The 20190-nt window shown below is 54.6% G+C and carries 17 protein-coding genes; 7 read left to right on the top strand and 10 right to left on the bottom strand.

The features are described 5' to 3' along the window. Positions 1 to 9: 9 nt before the first annotated feature. The 10 genes from dusB to acuI all read right to left on the bottom strand — a co-directional run bounded on the left by dusB (position 10) and on the right by acuI (position 9224). Positions 10 to 975 (bottom strand): tRNA dihydrouridine synthase DusB, encoded by a 966-nt coding sequence (dusB, locus tag WFN75_RS17970; protein ID WP_040073817.1) that lies wholly within the window; start codon positions 973 to 975, stop codon positions 10 to 12. 374 nt (positions 976 to 1349) lie between these two features. Beyond that, on the bottom strand, positions 1350 to 2231 hold the full coding sequence (prmA, locus tag WFN75_RS17965) for a 50S ribosomal protein L11 methyltransferase (RefSeq protein ID WP_207292491.1): 882 nt from the start codon (positions 2229 to 2231) through the stop codon (positions 1350 to 1352). Between the two features lie 11 nt (positions 2232 to 2242). After that, the gene (gene panF / locus WFN75_RS17960) at positions 2243 to 3694 is read right to left on the bottom strand and encodes a sodium/pantothenate symporter (RefSeq protein ID WP_046885748.1); all 1452 of its coding nucleotides are present in this window, start codon (positions 3692 to 3694) and stop codon (positions 2243 to 2245) included. Then, a complete protein-coding gene (locus tag WFN75_RS17955; RefSeq protein ID WP_006178860.1) occupies positions 3684 to 3926 on the bottom strand; it encodes a YhdT family protein in 243 nt (80 codons plus the stop codon). The genes panF and WFN75_RS17955 overlap by 11 nt, the downstream gene beginning before the upstream one ends. A gap of 109 nt (positions 3927 to 4035) precedes the next feature. After that, positions 4036 to 5385, bottom strand: a complete 1350-nt coding sequence (gene accC / locus WFN75_RS17950; protein WP_006178859.1) for an acetyl-CoA carboxylase biotin carboxylase subunit — start codon at positions 5383 to 5385, stop codon at positions 4036 to 4038. A 10-nt stretch (positions 5386 to 5395) separates the two neighbouring features. Next, on the bottom strand, positions 5396 to 5863 hold the full coding sequence (gene accB / locus WFN75_RS17945; protein ID WP_046885749.1) for an acetyl-CoA carboxylase biotin carboxyl carrier protein: 468 nt from the start codon (positions 5861 to 5863) through the stop codon (positions 5396 to 5398). Positions 5864 to 5884: 21 nt separating this feature from the next. Next, complete coding sequence (gene aroQ / locus WFN75_RS17940) at positions 5885 to 6337, bottom strand: type II 3-dehydroquinate dehydratase (RefSeq protein WP_046885750.1); 453 nt, start codon at positions 6335 to 6337, stop codon at positions 5885 to 5887. 234 nt (positions 6338 to 6571) lie between these two features. Continuing rightward, positions 6572 to 7171 (bottom strand): protein-methionine-sulfoxide reductase heme-binding subunit MsrQ, encoded by a 600-nt coding sequence (gene msrQ / locus WFN75_RS17935; RefSeq protein ID WP_263616202.1) that lies wholly within the window; start codon positions 7169 to 7171, stop codon positions 6572 to 6574. Next, entirely contained in the window at positions 7171 to 8172 is a 1002-nt protein-coding gene (gene msrP / locus WFN75_RS17930) for a protein-methionine-sulfoxide reductase catalytic subunit MsrP (RefSeq protein WP_040073825.1), read from the bottom strand. Before msrP ends, msrQ begins: the two co-directional genes overlap by 1 nt. A gap of 77 nt (positions 8173 to 8249) precedes the next feature. Beyond that, positions 8250 to 9224: an acrylyl-CoA reductase (NADPH) gene (acuI, locus tag WFN75_RS17925; protein WP_263616203.1), complete on the bottom strand. Its 975-nt coding sequence runs from the start codon at positions 9222 to 9224 to the stop codon at positions 8250 to 8252. A gap of 183 nt (positions 9225 to 9407) precedes the next feature. Between acuI and csrD the strand changes: the two genes are divergently transcribed. The 7 genes from csrD to yhdP all read left to right on the top strand — a co-directional run bounded on the left by csrD (position 9408) and on the right by yhdP (position 20147). Further along, the gene (gene csrD, locus WFN75_RS17920) at positions 9408 to 11348 is read left to right on the top strand and encodes an RNase E specificity factor CsrD (protein ID WP_046885753.1); all 1941 of its coding nucleotides are present in this window, start codon (positions 9408 to 9410) and stop codon (positions 11346 to 11348) included. A 283-nt stretch (positions 11349 to 11631) separates the two neighbouring features. Further along, positions 11632 to 12675: a rod shape-determining protein MreB gene (gene mreB, locus WFN75_RS17915; protein ID WP_000913396.1), complete on the top strand. Its 1044-nt coding sequence runs from the start codon at positions 11632 to 11634 to the stop codon at positions 12673 to 12675. Positions 12676 to 12736: 61 nt separating this feature from the next. After that, a complete protein-coding gene (gene mreC, locus WFN75_RS17910) occupies positions 12737 to 13750 on the top strand; it encodes a rod shape-determining protein MreC (RefSeq protein WP_040073828.1) in 1014 nt (337 codons plus the stop codon). After that, on the top strand, positions 13750 to 14238 hold the full coding sequence (gene mreD, locus WFN75_RS17905; protein ID WP_040073829.1) for a rod shape-determining protein MreD: 489 nt from the start codon (positions 13750 to 13752) through the stop codon (positions 14236 to 14238). Before mreC ends, mreD begins: the two co-directional genes overlap by 1 nt. A 10-nt stretch (positions 14239 to 14248) precedes the next feature. Beyond that, entirely contained in the window at positions 14249 to 14842 is a 594-nt protein-coding gene (locus WFN75_RS17900; RefSeq protein ID WP_046885754.1) for a Maf family protein, read from the top strand. Continuing rightward, on the top strand, positions 14832 to 16301 hold the full coding sequence (gene rng, locus WFN75_RS17895; RefSeq protein ID WP_040073831.1) for a ribonuclease G: 1470 nt from the start codon (positions 14832 to 14834) through the stop codon (positions 16299 to 16301). The genes WFN75_RS17900 and rng overlap by 11 nt, the downstream gene beginning before the upstream one ends. A gap of 45 nt (positions 16302 to 16346) precedes the next feature. Beyond that, complete coding sequence (gene yhdP, locus WFN75_RS17890) at positions 16347 to 20147, top strand: AsmA2 domain-containing protein YhdP (protein WP_336996604.1); 3801 nt, start codon at positions 16347 to 16349, stop codon at positions 20145 to 20147. Positions 20148 to 20190: the final 43 nt, after the last annotated feature.

Genomic DNA, 20190 nt, shown 5'->3' with positions numbered 1-20190 from the left:
TTTATTTCATTACGCAAGATTTTCGAAGTATGCCTCCAACGCCTCCAGCTGTTCGCTGGCATCCTCTATGGCGTTGAATGTGCGCCGAAACTGGTCATCTGGAGCGTGCTCCTGGAGATACCAGGAGACGTGTTTACGCGCAATTCGGTACCCTTTTGCCTGACCATAATGGTCGTGCAGTTCCCGAATGTGCGAACAAAGCAAGCGCTTAACCTCTGCCAGAGGCAGCGGGGCAAGCAGCTCCCCAGTGTCCAGATAATGCTGGATTTCCCGAAAGATCCAGGGTCTTCCCTGAGCGGCACGTCCTATCATCAGAGCATCAGCTCCCGTATAGTCGAGCACAGCTCTGGCTTTAAGCGGGTCAGTAATGTCGCCATTCGCGATAATCGGAATGGAAACCTTCTGCTTGACTGCCCGAATACTGCTGTATTCAGCTTCACCATTGAACAAACAGGCGCGTGTGCGTCCATGAATTGTCAGGGCCTGAATGCCACAGTCTTCGGCCAGTTGGGCAATCTCTACACAGTTACGGTGTTCCGGCGACCAACCCGTGCGAATCTTCAACGTAACAGGAACGTCCACCGCGCTGACAACCGCCGTCAGGATGGACTTCACCTGGTCGGGGTATTGCAGAAGGGCTGAACCTGCAAGCTTGCGATTCACTTTCTTGGCCGGGCAACCCATATTGATATCAATAATCTGGGCGCCACTTTCCACGTTGATACGCGCGGCATCTGCCATCTCTTCAGGCACGCTTCCGGCAATTTGCACGGTGCGGATACCTGGTTCATCAATGTGCACCATCCGAAGACGAGACTTATCGCTTTCCCAAACCTGCGGGTTAGACGACATCATCTCGGATACGGTTAAACCGGCTCCCATCTCGTAACACAGCGTCCTGAACGGCCGGTCGGTAATACCTGCCATAGGGGCTGCAATCAGGCGATTTCTGAGCTGGTGGTGTCCGATGCGCATGAGTTAAGAAATGACCATACTGTGACTGCAAGGCGGCGTATATTACGCATTTTTTGCACGAGATGAAAGGCCAAACTTTGAACAATCACCTGTTGCAGATCATGGAATCCGGAGCGAAGCATAACGAAGAGAATTATATGCGATATAAATCATTAGCTTAACAGAATAAGGTGATTTTATAGCCGCTTACAATTTCCCAAAACTTCTCGTTTTTTCTTAATCAATGAAACCGAAAACCGAATAATCTGCTGTTTTTAGCAGCAGATTTTTCCAGTTCTTTGCGATCTGAGTCGCATTTTAGAACATGATCGCAGTCGGGGGGGGCCTGTTTTTTGACCGACGTAACAGTTTGAAAAACAGGCGCTCCCATCGTTTTACTTTTTACGACCCGTGATACGACACCACTCTTCTTTCTCGACCACAGGATCAAGCGCGAACAGCTCGGTGTAGGCTTCGCAAACACTCTCCGCCTGGCTGGCAAGGATGCCAGAAAGTCCCAGCAGACCGCCCTCAACCGGCAGCACGCTGATTAACGGAGCCAGCTCGCGTAACGGGCCCGCCAGGATGTTAGCCACCACGACATCGGCTTTCATGGAAGCTGGCTGGTCTTGCGGCAGATAGAGCTCAAGGCGATCGGAGACGCCGTTACGTTCAGCGTTATCGCGGCTGGCCTGGATAGCCTGGGGATCGATGTCGATCCCGATCGCTTTGGCTGCACCCAGCTTCAGCGCTGCGATGGCCAGGATCCCCGAGCCGCAGCCAAAGTCGATCACGGTCTTGCCTTCCAGATCCAGCCCGTCCAGCCACTGCAGGCACAGCGACGTGGTAGGGTGCGTGCCTGTACCAAATGCCAGACCCGGATCGAGCATCACGTTTACCGCGTTTTCATCGGGAACGTCGCGCCAGCTCGGGCAGATCCACAGGCGTTTACCGAACTGCATTGGATGGAAGTTATCCATCCACTCGCGTTCCCAGTCTTTGTCTTCGATCTGCTCGATCTTATGCACAAAACCAGCACCCAGAAGCGGATGGTTTTCCAGAATCGCGACAACCTCGTTCATGTCGGTTTCGGCATCGAACAGGCCGATAACGTCGGTGTCGCCCCACAGGCGGGTTTCACCCGGAAGCGGCTCGAAAACCGGCGTATCATGCGTGTCCTGGAAGGTGATGGAAACCGAGCCGGCCTCCATCAGCGCATCGCTCAGCTCTTCGGCATTCGCGCCGGTTGTATTCAGTTTCAGTTGGATCCACGGCATGGCAAAACTCTTTATTTATCAGTAGAAATCATAGCGGGCTGTGGGACGGGTTGACCAAAACGGTTCCCTACCACAAACGCCAGTAAGCTTAACAGTAACGAAGGCACAATCGGATGGAAGCCCAGGTACTGAATATTAAACGTCGCAAGAACGGCGTACAGCACGCCGCCTACAATCATAGCGCTCAGCGCGCCTGCGGCATTGGCCCGCTCCCAGTAAAGCCCCAGCACCAGCGGCCACAGGAAGACCGCCTCAAGCCCACCGAACGCGAGCAGGTTGAGCCAGATGATCATCTCCGGCGGACGCCAGGCGGCCAGCAGCAGCAATGCCCCTAACAGCAGCGTAATCACGGCTGACATCCGCTTCAGGCGTCGCTCGTTTTCGACCTGCTCCGGGCGCAGGTTCAGATAGAGGTCTTTAATGATCGTAGCGGAACTTTGCAGGAGCTGAGCATTGATCGTCGACATAATGGCGGCCATAGGCGCGGCGAGGAATATCCCGGCGGCAAAAGGTGGAAGCACTTTGACCATCAGCGTTGGGATCACCAAATCGGGGACCGTCAGGTCCGGGATCACCGCGCGGCCTAACGCGCCTGCCAGGTGCATACCAAACATCAGGATCGCCACAACGATAGTGCCGATGATGATGCCTCTGTGCACCGCTTTGCTGTCTTTATAAGAGATGCATCGCACCGCGGTATGCGGCAGGCCTATCACCCCAAAGCACACCAGCACCCAGAACGAGGTCATAAACGTTGGGGAGAGGATATCGTCCGCGCCCTGCGGCGAGACCAGTTTCGGGTCGATCGCTTCCAGGGTTTCCACGGCATGGCTCAGTCCGCCTGCCGCATGAACAATGCCCACCAGTAGAACGATAGTGCCAATAAGCATCACCATCCCCTGCATCGTATCGTTCAGCACGCTGGCACGGAACCCGCCAAAGGCGGTGTACAGCGCAATACTCACCCCGAAGATGATAAGGCCCGTCTCATAGGGGATCCCCGCTGCCGTCTCCAGCAAACGCGCGCCGCCGATAAACTGTACCGTCATCGCACCAATAAAGGCGACCAGCAGGCTCAGGCTTGCGAGCCACACCAGCAGACGGCTCTGATAGCGCGCAAACAGCATATCGTTGAGCGTCACGGCGTTATAGCGGCGAGCCAGAATGGCAAATTTTTTGCCAAGAATACCCAAAGAGAGCCAGACGGCAGGCAACTGGATCATTGCCAGCAGCACCCAGCCTAACCCGTATTTATAGGCGGCACCGGGACCACCGATAAACGAGCTGGCGCTGATATAGGTGGCGGTAAGCGTCATGGCCAGCACAACGCCGCCCATCGAGCGGCTACCGAGAAAATACTCATTCAGGAAGGTGCCGGTGGTCCTTTTACGCATCGCATAAACGGACAAACCAAACACCACTAACAGGTAAGCGATAAGCGGCAGAATGACTTCAGGCTGCATCATCGTCCTCCAGCGGAATATCGCGATAAATGAATTTCACCATTGCCCAGCACAGCAGGATAAAGACCAGCGGCACCAGCAGACACGCCATCTCAAACCAGTGAGGCAGGCCGGTAATGCCAATGGCTGAATCAGGTAGGTAAGCAGTTACTAACCAAGCGGCGAGATAGAGAAGGGTTAGCCACAATGCCCAACGGGCTTCTTTATGGGCCTGAACAAAGCGCTTGTCCATTTTTTGTCCCTTGTGGATGAAGAAAGCGGGGATTGTACATGATGGGGCATGGCTCCCCCCAGAAATAAAAAAAGGCCGGATTAACCGGCCTTTTCGCGTTGCTGCAAACTTACTTCTCGTTCAGACCGAGTTTCTTCTCCAGATAGTGGATGTTAGTCCCACCATTCTGGAAGTGCTCGTCGCTCATGATGCGCATCTGCAGATCAACGTTGGTTTTGATACCGTCGATGATCAGTTCCTGCAGGGCGTTCTTCATGCGGGCAATCGCCACGTCACGGTTCTCGCCGTAGCAGATGAGTTTACCGATCATTGAGTCATAGTACGGCGGTACGGTGTAACCGGCGTAAATATGAGACTCCCAGCGCACACCAAAGCCACCCGGCGCGTGGAAACGCGTGATTTTACCCGGGCTTGGCAGGAAGGTGTTCGGGTCTTCGGCGTTGATACGGCATTCTACCGCATGGCCTTTGACCACAACTTCGTCCTGTTTGATGGACAGAGGCTGGCCGGCAGCGATACGCAGTTGCTCTTTGATCAGGTCAACGCCGGTGATCATTTCGGTAACCGGGTGTTCAACCTGAATACGGGTGTTCATCTCAATGAAGTAGAACTCGCCGTTTTCGAACAGGAACTCGAAAGTACCCGCGCCGCGATAGCCGATATCCACACAGGCCTTGGAGCAACGCTCGCCGATGTAGCGACGCAGTTCCGGGGTAATGCCCGGCGCTGGTGCTTCTTCGACCACTTTCTGGTGACGACGCTGCATGGAGCAGTCGCGTTCCGCCAGATAGATGGCGTTACCCTGACCGTCAGCCAACACCTGAATTTCGATGTGGCGTGGGTTTTCCAGGTACTTTTCCATGTAAACCATGTCATTGCTGAAAGCCGCTTTCGCTTCCGCTTTTGTCATGGCAATGGACTGGGCCAGTTCTGCATCGCTGCGCACAACGCGCATACCACGACCGCCGCCGCCGCCGGACGCCTTGATGATTACCGGGTAGCCAATGCGTTTTGCATGGGCACGGTTAACATCCATATCGTCGCCCAGAGGGCCGTCGGAGCCTGGTACAGTTGGAACACCGGCTTTCTTCATTGCGGTAATCGCAGACACTTTGTCGCCCATCAGACGAATGGTGTCGGCTTTCGGGCCGATGAAGATAAAGCCAGAGCGTTCAACCTGCTCGGCAAAGTTGGCGTTCTCAGAGAGGAAGCCGTAACCCGGATGAATTGCCACCGCGCCGGTGATTTCAGCGGCGCTGATGATAGCCGGGATGTTCAGATAGCTTTTTACGGACGGAGCCGGGCCAATACAGACCGTCTCATCCGCCAGCAATACGTGTTTTAAATCGCGATCCGCGCTTGAGTGCACGGCCACGGTCTTGATGCCCAGTTCTTTACAGGCACGAAGAATACGCAGTGCAATCTCGCCACGGTTGGCGATAACAATTTTATCCAGCATGTTCGCCTCGTTACTCGATGACGACCAGCGGCTCGTCAAATTCTACCGGCTGACCACTTTCGACCAGAATCGCTTTCACAGTACCTGACTTGTCTGCTTCGATCTGGTTCATCATTTTCATGGCTTCGACGATGCACAGGGTATCGCCAGCATTGACTTTCTGACCCACTTCGATGAACGCTTTCGCGTCCGGGCTCGGGGTGCGGTAGAAAGTACCAACCATTGGGGAACGTACGATGTGACCACTGATTTCTGCGGCTGCGGCAGGTGCAGCTTCTGCTGCTGGCGCAACGGCTGAGGCAAGCGCAGGCTGCTGCTGCATCATTGGTGCTGCATAAGCTTGCTGCATTACCGGGAAGCTAGCGGCTGGGGCTGCACGGCTGATGCGTACAGACTCTTCGCCTTCAGAAATTTCCAGTTCGGAGATGCCTGATTCTTCAACCAGCTCGATCAGTTTTTTAATCTTACGAATATCCATGAGTGGGTTCCGTACTCTTGTTTAGTGTGATTGTGACAGGCGTTTTACCGCTGTCTGTAAAGCGTATGAATAACCGTCTGCACCCAGTCCACAGATAACGCCTGCGGCGATATCCGACAGGTAGGAATGGTGGCGGAACGGTTCTCGGGCATGCACGTTACTCAGGTGGATCTCGATAAACGGGATACTCACCGCAAGCAGTGCGTCGCGGATAGCAACACTGGTGTGCGTAAACGCGGCCGGATTGATCAGGATATAGTCCACATTGTCTTTAGCCTGATGAATACGGTCGATGATTGCGTACTCCGCATTTGACTGAAAATGATCCAAATCCACATCTAATGACGCTGCTTCCGTACCCAGACGGTTAACAATTTCATTCAATGTTAGCGTGCCATACTTCTCTGGCTCACGGGTTCCGAGCATGTTCAGGTTCGGTCCGTTAAGAACTAAGATTTGAAATTTACCAGCCATTATGCCGCTATCTCCTGCGAATCTCGGGTAAAAAACAAAATATACCTTCGATGCGCGATTGTCACCCTTTCAGAGGTCCAAAACCTCTGTCAGGAAAACCAAAGTCGCACATTATAACGATTTCGTAGCATTTGGCAGCTAAATACTGGTCTTATCAGGGAAGATTATCAACCGCAAACCCAAAAAGATTCACGGATGATAAGTATTCTGCGGGAAAACGCACAGTTTCGCGAACTATCGCAACCACTGGCGGAACTTCTTATAACGCCACGCCAGCAGGCCCAACGCCAGTAACGCATAGATGATGGGCTGCGGCGAGAGAATTTTCACCGACCACAGGTAATGAATGGGGGCGAGGATCGCAACAAGATAGACGAAGTTGTGCAGATACTGCCACCGTCGGCCCAGTTTACGCTGGGCATACTGCGTCGAGGTGAGCGTCAGCGCCAGCAGAATCAGCCAGCTTACAACGCCCAGCGTCAGGTAAGGGCGCGTCACCAGTTCGCGGCCCAGTAGCGACAAATTGTTAATCCCCAGCTCAAGCAGCGCATAGCTGGTGAGATGGATTGTCGCCCAGGCAAAACACCATAGCCCTAACAGACGACGGGTGCGTATCAATAATGGCTGTTTAGCGTAACGCGCCAGCGGTGAGACCAGCAAGGTCGCCAGTAAAAATTTCAGAGCCATCCTACCCGTAAAATGCTGGATATCTTTCGCCGGGTCGGCGCTGAACGCGCCAGCATTCACTGCCCAGAACAGCCATATAAAAGGAAGCGCTCCGGCAAGATGCAGGGCGACCTTCAGCCAGGTAATCTGTTTTGCCGTCAGCCGCACTAGAAATTCTCCCGGAGATCGAGGCCGCGATAGAGCGATGCCACCTGATCGGCATAGCCATTGAAGAGCAGTGTAGGCTGGCGTTTCACATCCAGCGCACCGCCGGAGCCGATAAAACGTTCAGTAGCCTGCGACCAGCGAGGGTGGTCCACATGCGGGTTCACGTTGGCATAAAAACCATATTCATCGGACGCGGCGAGGTTCCAGGTGGTCGGCGGACGTTCACGGGTCAGCTTAATGCTGACGATAGATTTAATTCCTTTAAATCCATACTTCCACGGCACGGTCAGGCGAACAGGGGCACCATTTTGCGGTGGCAGCGCTTTGCCATATACCCCAACGGTCAACAGCGTGAGAGGATGCATCGCTTCGTCAAGACGCAGGCCCTCTACATAGGGATATTGCAGCCCGCCGCCGATAAAACGATCTTTTTGGCCAGGCATCTGCTCAGGGGAGTAAAGCGTCTGGAAGGCGACATATTTTGCATTGCTGGTCGGCTCTACCATCGCCAGCAGTTTGTGAAGCGGAAAACCGATCCACGGCACCACCATCGACCAGGCTTCTACGCAACGCATACGATAGATGCGCTCCTCCAGCGGAAAGCGGGTGGTGAGGTCATGGTGATCCAGCGTTAAAGGTTTCGCGACTTCACCGTCAATAGTTAACGTCCAGGGATCGGTCTTCATACTGCCGGCATTGGCCGCAGGATCGGCCTTATCCAGGCCAAACTCATAGAAGTTGTTATAGCCGGTGACCTTATCTTCCGGCGTCAGGGCCAGTTTGCTCTGCCATTGATCGGGTCTGGAGAACGTCAGTGGCTTACCGGCAGGGGCTTTCGGACGATCATTGCCTTTGAACCAGTCGAGCAAATCGGCGTGAGCCGAGGGGGTAAGGGTGAGTGCAGTGGCGCTGATGCCAAGCATTTTCAGGATCTGGCGGCGCTGGAGCATAAAAGCCGATTCAGCAGTTACATCGGCTTCCGTCAGTTTTTTCATTTTCATGGCATCCTCCGTCATGCGATGAGGTAAGCATGACGGAGGAGTGAGGTTAATGCGAATATGTCACGAAAAATTGAAGATTAGGCGATTTTAACCAGCGTACGACCCTGGGCCTGGTTGGCGATAATCTTCGCAGCATATTCTGCCGACTGCTCGAGGCCAATCTGGGTTGCACTCTGGGCAAAGAACGCTTCCGGCAAATCGCGAACCAGCCGCGTCCATGCTTCGGTACGGCGAGCGGCGGGCGTCATAACGGAATCTACCCCCTGCAAACGCACGTTGCGCAGAATAAATGGCATCACCGTGGTGGGCAGTGCATAGCCGCCCGCCAGACCGCAGGCCGCCACGCAGCCGCCGTAGTTCATCTGAGCCAGCACTTTCGCCAGCACTTTATCGCCGACGGTATCCACCGCACCGGCCCAGAGCTGTTTTTCCAGCGGACGGGTTTCAGCGAATTCGTCGCGGCCCAGAATGCGGCTCGCCCCCAGCTTGCGCAGATAATCATGGGTGCTTTCGCGACCAGAGACCGCCGCGACCTGATAGCCGAGCTTATGTAACAGCGCGACCGCGGTGCTCCCTACGCCGCCGCTGGCGCCGGTCACCACGATTTCGCCCGATTGCGGCGTAACACCCGCCTCTTCGAGCGCCATAACGCAGAGCATGGCGGTGAAGCCGGCGGTGCCGATGATCATGGCTTTACGGCCATCAAGGCCTTTCGGCATAGGAACCAGCCAGTCGCCCTTCACGCGAGCCTGAGCGGCGAGGCCACCCCAGTGATTTTCGCCAACGCCCCAGCCGGTCAGCAGCACCTGCTGCCCGGCATGAAAGCGAGGATCTTCACTGGTATGAACGCGACCCGCAAAGTCGATACCCGGAACCATGGGGAAGTTTCGGATAATTTTACCCGCACCAGTAATGGCGAGCGCGTCTTTGTAGTTCAGGCTCGACCAGTCAATATCAACGGTCACGTCGCCTTCAGGCAGTCGGCTCTCTTCGATGGCTTGCACTGTGGCAAGCGTTTTGCCGTCCTGCTGTTCTAAGATCAAAGCCTGCATACAGGTTCCTTACTAAGCATGATGATGGGAAAATAATTTCTGAAGACTATACTCGCACAGTGAAACGCGATGCCGATTTAACGCAATAAATTGCCAGAAACACCAGGTTTGGTAGTATGCCGCTGTTTAAAGCGAGTTAGCGCTCACTCGCTATCCTCATTCACTCACGGAGTAATCTCAAGGATGCGATTATCGACGAAGTTCTCCGCTTTTATCACCTTGCTGACCGGCATGACCATTTTCGTCATACTGATTGGCTGTTCACTGAGCTTCTATAACGCCGTTCAGGACAAACTGGTCAACCGCGTGCAGGCCGTGGCCTCGGTCATTGATACACGACTTGTCAGCACGTCGTTTTCCCAGCTCTCCGGCCAGCTTGACGAACTGATGGCACCAACGGACATCGTCAGCATTGAGATAAAGCAGGGCAGAGAGACGGTCTTTCGCCATCAGCGCACCGGGGTATACCACTCTGCAGGCATACAGATGCAGTATCGCGAACAGGATATCCATTCGCTGAAAAATCCGGGTATGACCCTCAGACTGGTATATCAGGATCCGATGAACAACTACCTCCACTCGCTGATGACCACCGCGCCACTCACCCTCGCCGTTGCCTTTATCGCTTTGTTACTCCTGTTGGCCGTGCGCTGGCTGCGCCGCCAGCTCAACGGGCAGGAGTTACTTGAATCGCGTTCGGCGCGTATTCTGAACGGAGAGCGGGGGGCACAGGTTCGCGGGTCAGTCTATGAATGGCCATCCCGTACCAGCAGCGCGCTCGATGTCCTGCTCTCTGAAATCCAGTTTGCCAGCGATCAGCGCAGTCGCATGGACACCCTGATTCGCTCTTATGCCGCGCAGGACAACAAAACCGGTCTCAATAATCGTCTCTTCTTTGATAACCAGTTGGCCACGCTGCTGGAAGACCAGGAGAAAGTGGGCTCCCACGGCGTGGTTATGTTAGTTCGCCTGCCAGACTTTGATCTGATGAAAGATAACTGGGGACGTACGGTCGCAGAAGAGCATCTGTTTACCCTTATTAATCTGCTCTCAACATTTATTATGCGTTACCCGGGCGCGTTACTGGCCCGCTATCATCGCAGTGATTATGCAGTGTTGCTTCCCCATCGCACGTTGAAAGAATCCGAAAGTATTGCCAGCCTGCTGCTTAAAACCGTGGATGCCCTGCCGCCTACGAAAATGCTCGATCGCGATGATATGGTGCATATTGGCATCTGCGCCTGGCGTGGCGGGCAGACGACGGAGCAAGTAATGGAACACGCCGAAGCCGCTACCCGTAACGCGGTGCTACAGGGCGCCAACGGTTGGGCCGTGTACGACGACTCCCTGCCGGAGAAGGGGCGCGGCAACGTGCGCTGGCGTACCCTGATTGAGCAGACTCTGAACCGCGGTGGGCCGCGTATTTATCAGAAACCGGCGGTTACAAAAGATGGCATGGTCCATCATCGTGAACTGCTGTGCCGTATTTTTGATGGCAACGAAGAGGTGGTCTCGGCGGAGTACCTGCCGATGATCCTCCAGTTTGGGCTGTCGGAAGAGTACGACCGCCAGCAAATCACGCGCCTGATGCCTTTTTTATCTTTCTGGCCGGAAGAAAATCTGGCGATCCAGATAACCGTTGAATCGCTGATTCGCCCGCGTTTTCAGCGCTGGCTGCGTGATGTTTTGATGCAGTGTGAAAAATCACAGCGAAAACGGATTATTTTTGAACTTGCAGAGGCAGATGTCTGTCAACATATCAGCCGGTTACAAGCGATAGTACGTTTGATCACTGCGCTTGGCGCTCGCGTGGCGGTAACCCAGGCGGGTTTAACGCTGGTCAGTACCAGTTGGATCAAGACCCTTGAAGTGGCACTGTTAAAGCTCCATCCGGGTCTGGTTCGGAACATTGAAAAGCGCACGGAAAACCAGCTGCTGGTGCAGAGTCTGGTGGAAGCGTGCAAAGGGACACAGACGCAAGTATTTGCCACTGGCGTGCGCAGCAGAAGTGAATGGCAGACGTTGACAGAGCGCGGCGTGTCAGGCGGTCAGGGGGATTTTTTTGCTGCCTCTCAGCCGCTTGACAGCAATGTGAAAAAATATTCGCAAAGATACTCTGTTTAACCTGCCGTTTAATTTGTTTTCACGTAGAATATCGCGCCTGTAGCTTGAGTATGACGAGCAAAAAAAGACAGTGAACGACCTTTGACTGGTTACAAATGAAAGTGTGAGGAACACTGCTGTTGATTCAGCCCTGAGGGAGTCAGGTGTCGATTTGTAACAAAGGAAACGTACTGCACTAATTTTCACCGTAGCAGATGATTTTTGCGCCTTGTCGCTGCTGCGCGTGGTTGGTAAAGTAAGCGGATTTTGTTTTCCGCCCCAGCTTTCAGGATTATCCCTTAGTATGTTGAAAAAATTTCGTGGCATGTTTTCCAATGACCTGTCCATTGACCTGGGTACCGCGAATACCCTTATCTATGTAAAAGGACAAGGCATCGTACTGAATGAGCCTTCCGTTGTGGCCATTCGTCAGGATCGTGCTGGTTCACCGAAAAGCGTGGCGGCCGTTGGTCATGACGCTAAGCAGATGCTTGGTCGTACCCCAGGTAACATCGCAGCTATTCGCCCGATGAAAGACGGCGTTATCGCTGACTTCTTCGTGACCGAAAAAATGCTTCAGCACTTCATTAAGCAGGTGCATAGCAATAGCTTCATGCGTCCAAGCCCGCGCGTTCTGGTGTGCGTGCCGGTAGGTGCTACCCAGGTTGAGCGTCGTGCTATTCGTGAATCCGCTCAGGGCGCCGGTGCGCGTGAAGTCTTCCTGATTGAAGAGCCGATGGCTGCCGCAATTGGCGCGGGTCTGCCGGTTTCCGAAGCCACCGGTTCCATGGTTGTAGATATCGGTGGTGGTACCACTGAAGTCGCCGTTATCTCCCTGAACGGCGTGGTCTACTCCTCCTCCGTACGTATCGGCGGTGACCGTTTCGACGAAGCCATCATTAATTATGTGCGCCGTAACTACGGCTCTCTGATCGGTGAAGCGACCGCAGAGCGTATCAAGCACGAAATCGGTTCTGCCTATCCGGGCGACGAAGTGCGTGAAATCGAAGTTCGCGGACGTAACCTGGCTGAAGGCGTTCCACGCGGCTTTACCCTGAACTCCAACGAAATCCTCGAAGCGCTGCAGGAGCCATTGACCGGTATCGTGAGCGCCGTGATGGTTGCCCTGGAACAGTGCCCGCCGGAACTGGCTTCCGATATCTCCGAGCGCGGTATGGTTCTGACTGGTGGTGGTGCGCTGCTGCGTAACCTCGACCGCCTGTTGATGGAAGAGACAGGTATTCCTGTCGTAGTTGCAGAAGATCCACTGACTTGCGTAGCCCGTGGCGGCGGCAAGGCGCTGGAGATGATCGACATGCACGGCGGCGACTTGTTCAGCGAAGAGTAGTCGGAAGTGAAAGGGTAGCGGATGCTACCCTTTCTCTCTGACGCGAGAGTACGCATAGCCTATGAAGCCAATTTTTAGCCGTGGCCCGTCGCTACAGTTTCGCCTGATTTTGGCGTTGCTGGTGGCGCTCGGCGTCATTATCGCCGATAGCCGCCTCGGTACGTTCAGCCAGATCCGAACGTACATGGATACCGCCGTCAGTCCTTTCTACTTTATATCAAATGGTCCCCGTGAATTGCTGGATAGCGTCTCCCAGACGTTGTCATCGCGCGACCAGCTCGAACTTGAAAATCGTGCATTACGCCAGGAGTTGCTGTTGAAAAACAGCGAACTGCTGATGCTGGGCCAGTATCGTCAGGAAAATGCTCGTCTGCGTGAGCTGTTAGGATCGCCGCTGCGTCAGGATGAGCAGAAAATGGTTACCCAAGTCATCTCGACCGTTAACGATCCCTATAGCGATCAGGTGGTCATCGACAAAGGCAGCGTAAACGGTGTTTACGAAGGCCAGCCGGTTATCAGCGACAAAGGCGTTGTAGGGCAGGTGGTCGCCGTTGCTAAGCTGACCAGCCGCGTTTTATTGATTTGCGATGCAACGCATGCATTGCCGATTCAGGTATTACGTAACGATATACGCGTGATTGCTGCCGGCAACGGTTGTACTGATGATCTGCAACTGGAGCATCTGCCTGCTAACACCGACATTCGGGTAGGTGATGTACTGGTGACATCGGGTCTGGGGGGGCGTTTCCCGGAAGGTTATCCTGTGGGTGTGGTCTCCTCTGTGAGGCTGGATACTCAGCGCGCCTATACCGTGATTCAGGCTCGTCCAACGGCCGGTCTGCAGCGTCTGCGTTATCTGTTATTGCTCTGGGGCGCAGATCGCAACGGCAGTAACCCAATGACGCCGGAAGATGTGCACCGTGTAGCAAATGAACGTCTGATGCAGATGATGCCGCAGGTGTTACCATCACCTGACGCGATGGGGCCACCGGCGCCCGTTCCGGCGCCAGCGACGGGGCTAACCCAGCCTCAGCCTGCTACGCCGCCACCGCAGCGCTCCCCGGGAGGGCAATAGTGGCAAGTTATCGTAGCCAGGGACGCTGGGTTATCTGGCTCTCGTTTTTAGTCGCACTGCTACTGCAAGTTATGCCCTGGCCGGACGACATTCTTGTCTTCCGGCCAAATTGGGTACTGCTTATTCTGTTGTACTGGATTCTGGCGCTCCCGCACCGCGTAAATGTGGGCACGGGATTCGTGATGGGTGCCATACTGGATCTCATCAGTGGCTCTACGCTTGGCGTGCGCGCTTTGTCCATGAGCATCATTGCTTATCTGGTCGCACTAAAATTCCAGCTTTTTCGCAATCTGGCGCTCTGGCAACAGGCGCTGGTGGTGATGTTGTTATCTCTTGCTGCGGATATCATTGTTTTCTGGGCAGAGTTTTTAGTGATCAACGTCTCTTTCCGACCTGAAGTGTTCTGGAGTAGTGTAGTAAACGGTGTCCTCTGGCCATGGTTATTCCTGCTGATGCGTAAAATTCGCCAGCAGTTTGCCGTGCAATAAAAAGGTTTCTATGACGTCTTTGTATCTCGCTTCCGGCTCACCTCGCCGTCAGGAATTGCTGACCCAGTTGGGCGTAACGTTTGAACGCATCGTCACCGGCATTGAAGAAGTCCGGGCCAGTGGCGAAAGCGCTCAACAGTATGTTTCCCGCCTGGCGCGAGAGAAGGCACAGGCAGGCGTGGCGCAAACGCCGCGTGATTTACCCGTACTGGGCGCAGATACCATCGTTATCCTTAATGGTGAAGTCCTTGAGAAACCGCGCGATGGCGCTCACGCGGCGACCATGCTGCGCAAATTGTCCGGGCATACGCATCAGGTCATGACCGCCGTTGCCATCGCTGACAGCCAGCACGTACTGGATTGCCTGGTCGTTACCGATGTTACGTTCAGAGTGCTCACCGAAGAAGACATTACCGCTTACATCGACAGCGGTGAACCTATGGATAAAGCAGGTGCATACGGTATTCAAGGGTTGGGTGGCTGTTTTGTCAGGAAGATAAATGGCAGCTATCACGCCGTAGTCGGCTTACCGCTGGTGGAAACGTATGAGTTGCTGAGCAATTTTAACTCACTGCGTGAGAGAAGGGATAATTATGACGGCTGAATTGTTGGTAAACGTAACGCCATCGGAAACGCGTGTCGCTTATATTGATGGCGGCATTCTGCAGGAAATCCATATTGAGCGTGAAGCGCGACGCGGAATCGTAGGCAATATCTACAAAGGTCGTGTGAGTCGTGTGCTACCGGGTATGCAGGCGGCATTTGTAGATATTGGTCTGGATAAGGCCGCATTCCTTCATGCTTCTGACATCATGCCGCACACCGAATGCGTGGCGGGTGAAGAGCAAAAACAGTTTACCGTACGTGATATCTCGGAGCTGGTTCGTCAGGGGCAGGATCTGATGGTGCAGGTGGTGAAAGATCCCCTCGGTACCAAAGGTGCGCGTTTAACAACCGACATTACGCTGCCTTCCCGTTATCTGGTCTTTATGCCCGGTGCGTCTCACGTGGGGGTTTCCCAGCGCATTGAGAGCGAAACCGAACGCGAACGCCTGAAAAAGGTCGTCAGTGCCTATTGCGACGAGCAGGGCGGTTTTATCATTCGTACCGCCGCAGAAGGGATTAGCGAAGACGATCTGGCCTCGGACGCGGCCTACCTGAAACGCGTCTGGACCAAGGTGATGGAGCGTAAAAAACGCAACCAGACGCGCTATCAACTGTATGGCGAGCTGGCGCTGGCTCAGCGCGTTCTGCGCGACTTCGCTGACGCTCAGCTTGACCGCATCCGCGTCGACTCCCGTCTGACCTATGAAGCCTTGCTGGAATTTACCAGCGAGTACATTCCTGAAATGCCGGGTCTGCTGGAACACTATGTCGGCAAGCAGCCGATCTTCGATCTGTTCGACGTGGAGAACGAGATCCAGCGCGCGCTGGAGCGTAAAGTGGAACTGAAGTCCGGCGGTTATTTGATTATTGACCAGACCGAAGCCATGACGACGGTGGATATCAATACCGGTGCCTTTGTAGGCCACCGAAATCTTGATGACACCATCTTCAATACCAATATAGAAGCCACCCAGGCTATCGCCCGTCAGCTGCGTCTGCGTAATCTTGGCGGCATTATCATCATCGATTTTATCGATATGAGTAATGAAGACCACCGTCGCCGCGTGCTGCATTCACTGGAGCAGGCGCTCAGTAAAGATCGCGTTAAAACCAGTATTAACGGCTTCTCTCAGCTGGGGCTGGTGGAGATGACCCGCAAACGCACCCGCGAAAGCGTGGAGCACGTGCTCTGTAATGAGTGTCCGACGTGCCACGGCCGTGGCACAGTCAAGACCACCGAGACGGTTTGCTATGAAATCATGCGTGAAATTGTTCGCGTGCATCATGCCTACGACTCCGACCGTTTCCTGGTCTATGCTTCTCCTTCGGTGGCAGAAGCCCTGAAAGGGGAAGAGTCCCACGCATTGGCAGAAGTGGAAATTTTTGTCGGCAAACAGGTGAAAGTACAAATCGAACCGCTCTATAACCCGGAGCAATTCGATGTGGTAATGATGTAATACGCAGGCTGCTGCGATACGAGAACGGCTGACAAGGAGCGACGCGTGAGGCGACTGCCGGGGATTTTATTGCTTACAGGGGCAACGCTGATTGTGATTGTCGCGCTGCTGGTAAGCGGGCTGCGTCTCGTATTGCCGCATCTGGATAGCTGGCGCCCGCAGGTGCTGGCTAAACTGGGATCTGCGACCGGTATGCCGATTGAGGCCAGTAAGCTCAACGCCAGCTGGCAAAACTTCGGCCCCACCCTCGACGTTCATGACATCAATGCCGGCCTGAACGATGGCGGCTATCTGAAAATAAGCCGCGTCACCCTCGCTCTGGATGTCTGGCAAAGCTTGTTGCACCTGCGCTGGCAGTTTCGCGATCTCACCTTTTATCAGCTGAAGTTTGTAACCAATACGCCGTTAAGTAATGACAAACAGAGCGGTGGGTTTGAAGCAAACCGTATTAGCGATCTCTTTTTACGCCAGTTCGATCATTTCGATCTGCGCGACAGTGAAGTGAGTTTTATTACCCTCTCTGGCCAGCGTGCCGAACTGGCGATCCCGCAACTGACCTGGCTTAACGGTAAAGATCGCCATCGCGCCGAGGGACAGGTCAGCCTCTCCAGCCTGAACGGTCAGCACGGGATCGTGCAGGTACGTATGGACCTGCGTGATGATGACAGCGGCCTGCTAAACAATGGCAAAGTGTGGATGCAGGCTGACGACGTAGATGTTAAACCCTGGTTGGGTGAATGGCTGCAGAAAGATATGCAGTTGCAGACGGCGCGGTTCAGCATTGAAGGCTGGATGACCCTCAGTAAAGGCGAGATCGCCGGTGGGGACATCTGGCTGAAGCAGGGCGGCGCGAGCTGGCCGGGTGAAGATCGTCAGCATCGACTTATGGTGGATAACCTCACCGCGCATATTACCCGCGCTGGCGAAGGCTGGCAGTTTGCTATTCCTGATACCCGCATCACGCTGGATGATAAACCCTGGCCGCGTGGCGCGCTGGCGCTGGCGTGGATCCCGGAACAAGAAGTCGGCGGCAAAAATAGCAAGCGCAGCGATGAGTTGCGTATTCGCGCCAGTAACCTCGAGCTGGAAGGGCTTGAAGGATTGCGTTCAATGGCGTCAAAACTCTCACCGGCTCTGGGGGAAGTGTGGCAAGCGACACAGCCGGTCGGGGCCATTAACTCGCTGGCGCTGGATATTCCTCTGCAGGCTACCGAGAAAACCCGTTTCGACATCGCCTGGACCGACCTCGCCTGGAAACAGTGGAAGCTGCTGCCAGGGGCAGAACATTTCAGCGGAACCCTGGAAGGGAGCGTTGAAGATGGCCGTCTGACCGGCCAGATGAATAATGCCGTCATGCCTTATGAAACGGTCTTCCGCGCCCCGCTGGAGATTGAGAAAGGGACCGCAACGCTCAACTGGTTAAAGAACGAAAAAGGGTTCCAGCTGGATGGCCGCCATATTGACGTGAAAGCGAAAGCGGTACATGCCCGGGGCGACTTCCGTTATATGCAGCCTCAGGGCGAAGAACCCTGGCTGGGCATTCTGGCGGGTATTAGCACGGATGATGGGTCGCAGGCCTGGCGCTATTTTCCCGAAAACCTGATGGGCAAGGATCTGGTGGATTACCTGAGCGGTGCGATTCAGGGGGGCCAGGCGGACAACGCTACCCTGGTCTATGGCGGTAACCCGCACCTGTTCCCATACAAACATAATGAAGGCCAGTTCCAGGTGCTGGTCCCGCTGCATAACGCGACCTTTGCCTTCCAGCCGGACTGGCCGGCGCTAAAGAATCTCGATATCGAACTCAACTTCATCAACGACGGCCTGTGGATGAAGAGCGACAGCGTGGCGCTGGGCGGCGTGACTGCCAGCAACCTGAAGGCGGTTATCCCCGATTACTCAAAAGAAAAATTGCTGATTGATGCCGATATCAACGGGCCGGGTAAGGCCGTTGGGCCCTATTTTGCAGAGACTCCGTTGAAGGATTCCCTGGCTACGACCCTGGATGAGCTCCAGCTTGATGGTGATGTGAATGCTCGCTTACATCTGGATATTCCGCTCGACGGTGAAATGACCACCGCTGAAGGCGACGTGCATCTGCACGACAACGATTTGTTTATTAAACCCCTCAATAGCACCATCAATAACCTGAGTGGCCAGTTCAGCTTTGTGAATGGCAATCTAAAGAGTGAACCCCTGACGGCAAGCTGGTTTAAGCAGCCGGTCACTATCGACTTTTCGACCACCGAGGGGGAAAAGGCGTATCAGGTCGCGGTGAATCTGGATGCTAACTGGCAGCCAGCCCGTATGGATGTGCTGCCAAAACCGGTTAGTGAAGCGGTGAACGGCTCGTTGCCGTGGCAGGGGAAAGTGGCAATTGATCTGCCGTACCGTGGCAGCGCGAAATATAAGGTAGATATCACCAGCGATCTGAAGAATGTAAGCAGTCACTTACCTTCTCCGCTGAACAAGAGCGCAGGTGAAGCATTACCGGTCAAAATCAATGTCGATGGCAACCTTAACAGTTTTACCCTGACGGGCAACGCCGGTGCCAATAACCACTTCAACAGCCGCTGGCTGCTGAATCGCAAGCTAACGCTGGATCGGGCAATCTGGACCTCCGATAGCCGCACCCTCCCGCCGCTACCGGATCAGCCGGGCGTTGAACTGAATTTGCCGGCGATGGATGGCGCCGAGTGGCTTGGATTGTTACAAAAAGGGGTGGGGAAAAACGTGGATGATGCCGCGCAATTCCCGGAGCAGATCACCGTTCGGACCCCTTCGCTGGCGCTGGGCGGACAGCAGTGGAACAACCTGAGCATTGTCTCCCGACCGACGGCGACGGGATCGACGGTCGAGGCGCATGGTCGTGAAATCAACGCGACGCTAACGATGCGAGATGCCGCCCCGTGGCTGGCTGATATCCGCTACCTCTATTTCAACCCGGCCTCACCGACGGGCAGTAACGACACTAACGCAATCCCCTTCGCGGCGAATAAACGCATCGATTTTACCGGCCTGCCTGACCTTCAACTGCGCTGTGCTGAATGCTGGCTGTGGGGACAAAAATATGGTCGCATCGACGGCGATTTTGCTATTAAGGGCAACACACTGTCCCTGACGGACGGGCTGCTGGATACTGGCTTTGGCCGTTTGACGGTGAACGGTGAATGGGTAAACAGTGCGAGCGAGCAACGTACCTCGCTGAAAGGGCAGGTGAAAGGTAATAAGCTGGATGCCGCAGCAGGCTTCTTTGGGGTCACCACACCGGTTCGCGATTCGAATTTTGATGTCGATTATGACCTGCACTGGCGCAATCCGCCGTGGCAGCCGGATGAGGCCTCGCTGAACGGAATCATCAAAGCGCGGCTTGGAAAGGGCCATATTGCCGACGTAAGCACCGGCCATGCCGGGCAAATTTTGCGTCTGCTGAGTTTTGATGCCCTGCTGCGTAAGCTGCGCTTCGACTTTAGCGATACCTTTAATGAAGGCTTCTACTACGATGCCATCCGTAGCACCGCCTGGATCAAGGACGGGGTACTGCATACGGACGACACCCTGGTTGATGGGCTGGAAGCTGACATCGCTATGAAAGGCTCCGTCAACCTGGTGCGTCGCGAACTGGATATGGAAGCGGTTGTCGCGCCGGAGATCTCCGCTACCGTCGGCGTGGCGGCGGCCTTTGCGGTTAACCCGATTGTGGGCGCTGCGGTGTTTGCTGCCAGTAGGGTGTTAGGACCACTGTGGAACAAGGTCTCGATTCTGCGCTATCGCATCACTGGCCCGGTAGATAAACCGCAGATCAATGAAGTCCTGCGCCAGCCGCGCAAAGATGCACAGCAATGATTTGACGCGGGCAATTAATTGCCTCACTCTCAATAGATAAGAT

Source organism: Leclercia sp. UBA7405 (assembly GCF_037152215.1).
GTDB lineage: Bacteria > Pseudomonadota > Gammaproteobacteria > Enterobacterales > Enterobacteriaceae > Enterobacter > Enterobacter pneumoniae.
This window is presented reverse-complemented; position numbering and strand designations above follow the sequence as displayed.

Coding starts and splice junctions, on each gene's coding strand:
- aroQ (WP_046885750.1), bottom strand. CDS start 6,337: ATGGCTGGTAAATTTCAAATCTTAGTTCTTAACGGACCGAACCTGAAC.
- WFN75_RS17955 (WP_006178860.1), bottom strand. CDS start 3,926: ATGGACAAGCGCTTTGTTCAGGCCCATAAAGAAGCCCGTTGGGCATTG.
- panF (WP_046885748.1), bottom strand. CDS start 3,694: ATGCAGCCTGAAGTCATTCTGCCGCTTATCGCTTACCTGTTAGTGGTG.
- dusB (WP_040073817.1), bottom strand. CDS start 975: ATGCGCATCGGACACCACCAGCTCAGAAATCGCCTGATTGCAGCCCCT.
- accB (WP_046885749.1), bottom strand. CDS start 5,863: ATGGATATTCGTAAGATTAAAAAACTGATCGAGCTGGTTGAAGAATCA.
- mreC (WP_040073828.1), top strand. CDS start 12,737: ATGAAGCCAATTTTTAGCCGTGGCCCGTCGCTACAGTTTCGCCTGATT.
- msrP (WP_040073825.1), bottom strand. CDS start 8,172: ATGAAAATGAAAAAACTGACGGAAGCCGATGTAACTGCTGAATCGGCT.
- acuI (WP_263616203.1), bottom strand. CDS start 9,224: ATGCAGGCTTTGATCTTAGAACAGCAGGACGGCAAAACGCTTGCCACA.
- csrD (WP_046885753.1), top strand. CDS start 9,408: ATGCGATTATCGACGAAGTTCTCCGCTTTTATCACCTTGCTGACCGGC.
- rng (WP_040073831.1), top strand. CDS start 14,832: ATGACGGCTGAATTGTTGGTAAACGTAACGCCATCGGAAACGCGTGTC.
- accC (WP_006178859.1), bottom strand. CDS start 5,385: ATGCTGGATAAAATTGTTATCGCCAACCGTGGCGAGATTGCACTGCGT.
- WFN75_RS17900 (WP_046885754.1), top strand. CDS start 14,249: ATGACGTCTTTGTATCTCGCTTCCGGCTCACCTCGCCGTCAGGAATTG.
- prmA (WP_207292491.1), bottom strand. CDS start 2,231: ATGCCGTGGATCCAACTGAAACTGAATACAACCGGCGCGAATGCCGAA.
- mreB (WP_000913396.1), top strand. CDS start 11,632: ATGTTGAAAAAATTTCGTGGCATGTTTTCCAATGACCTGTCCATTGAC.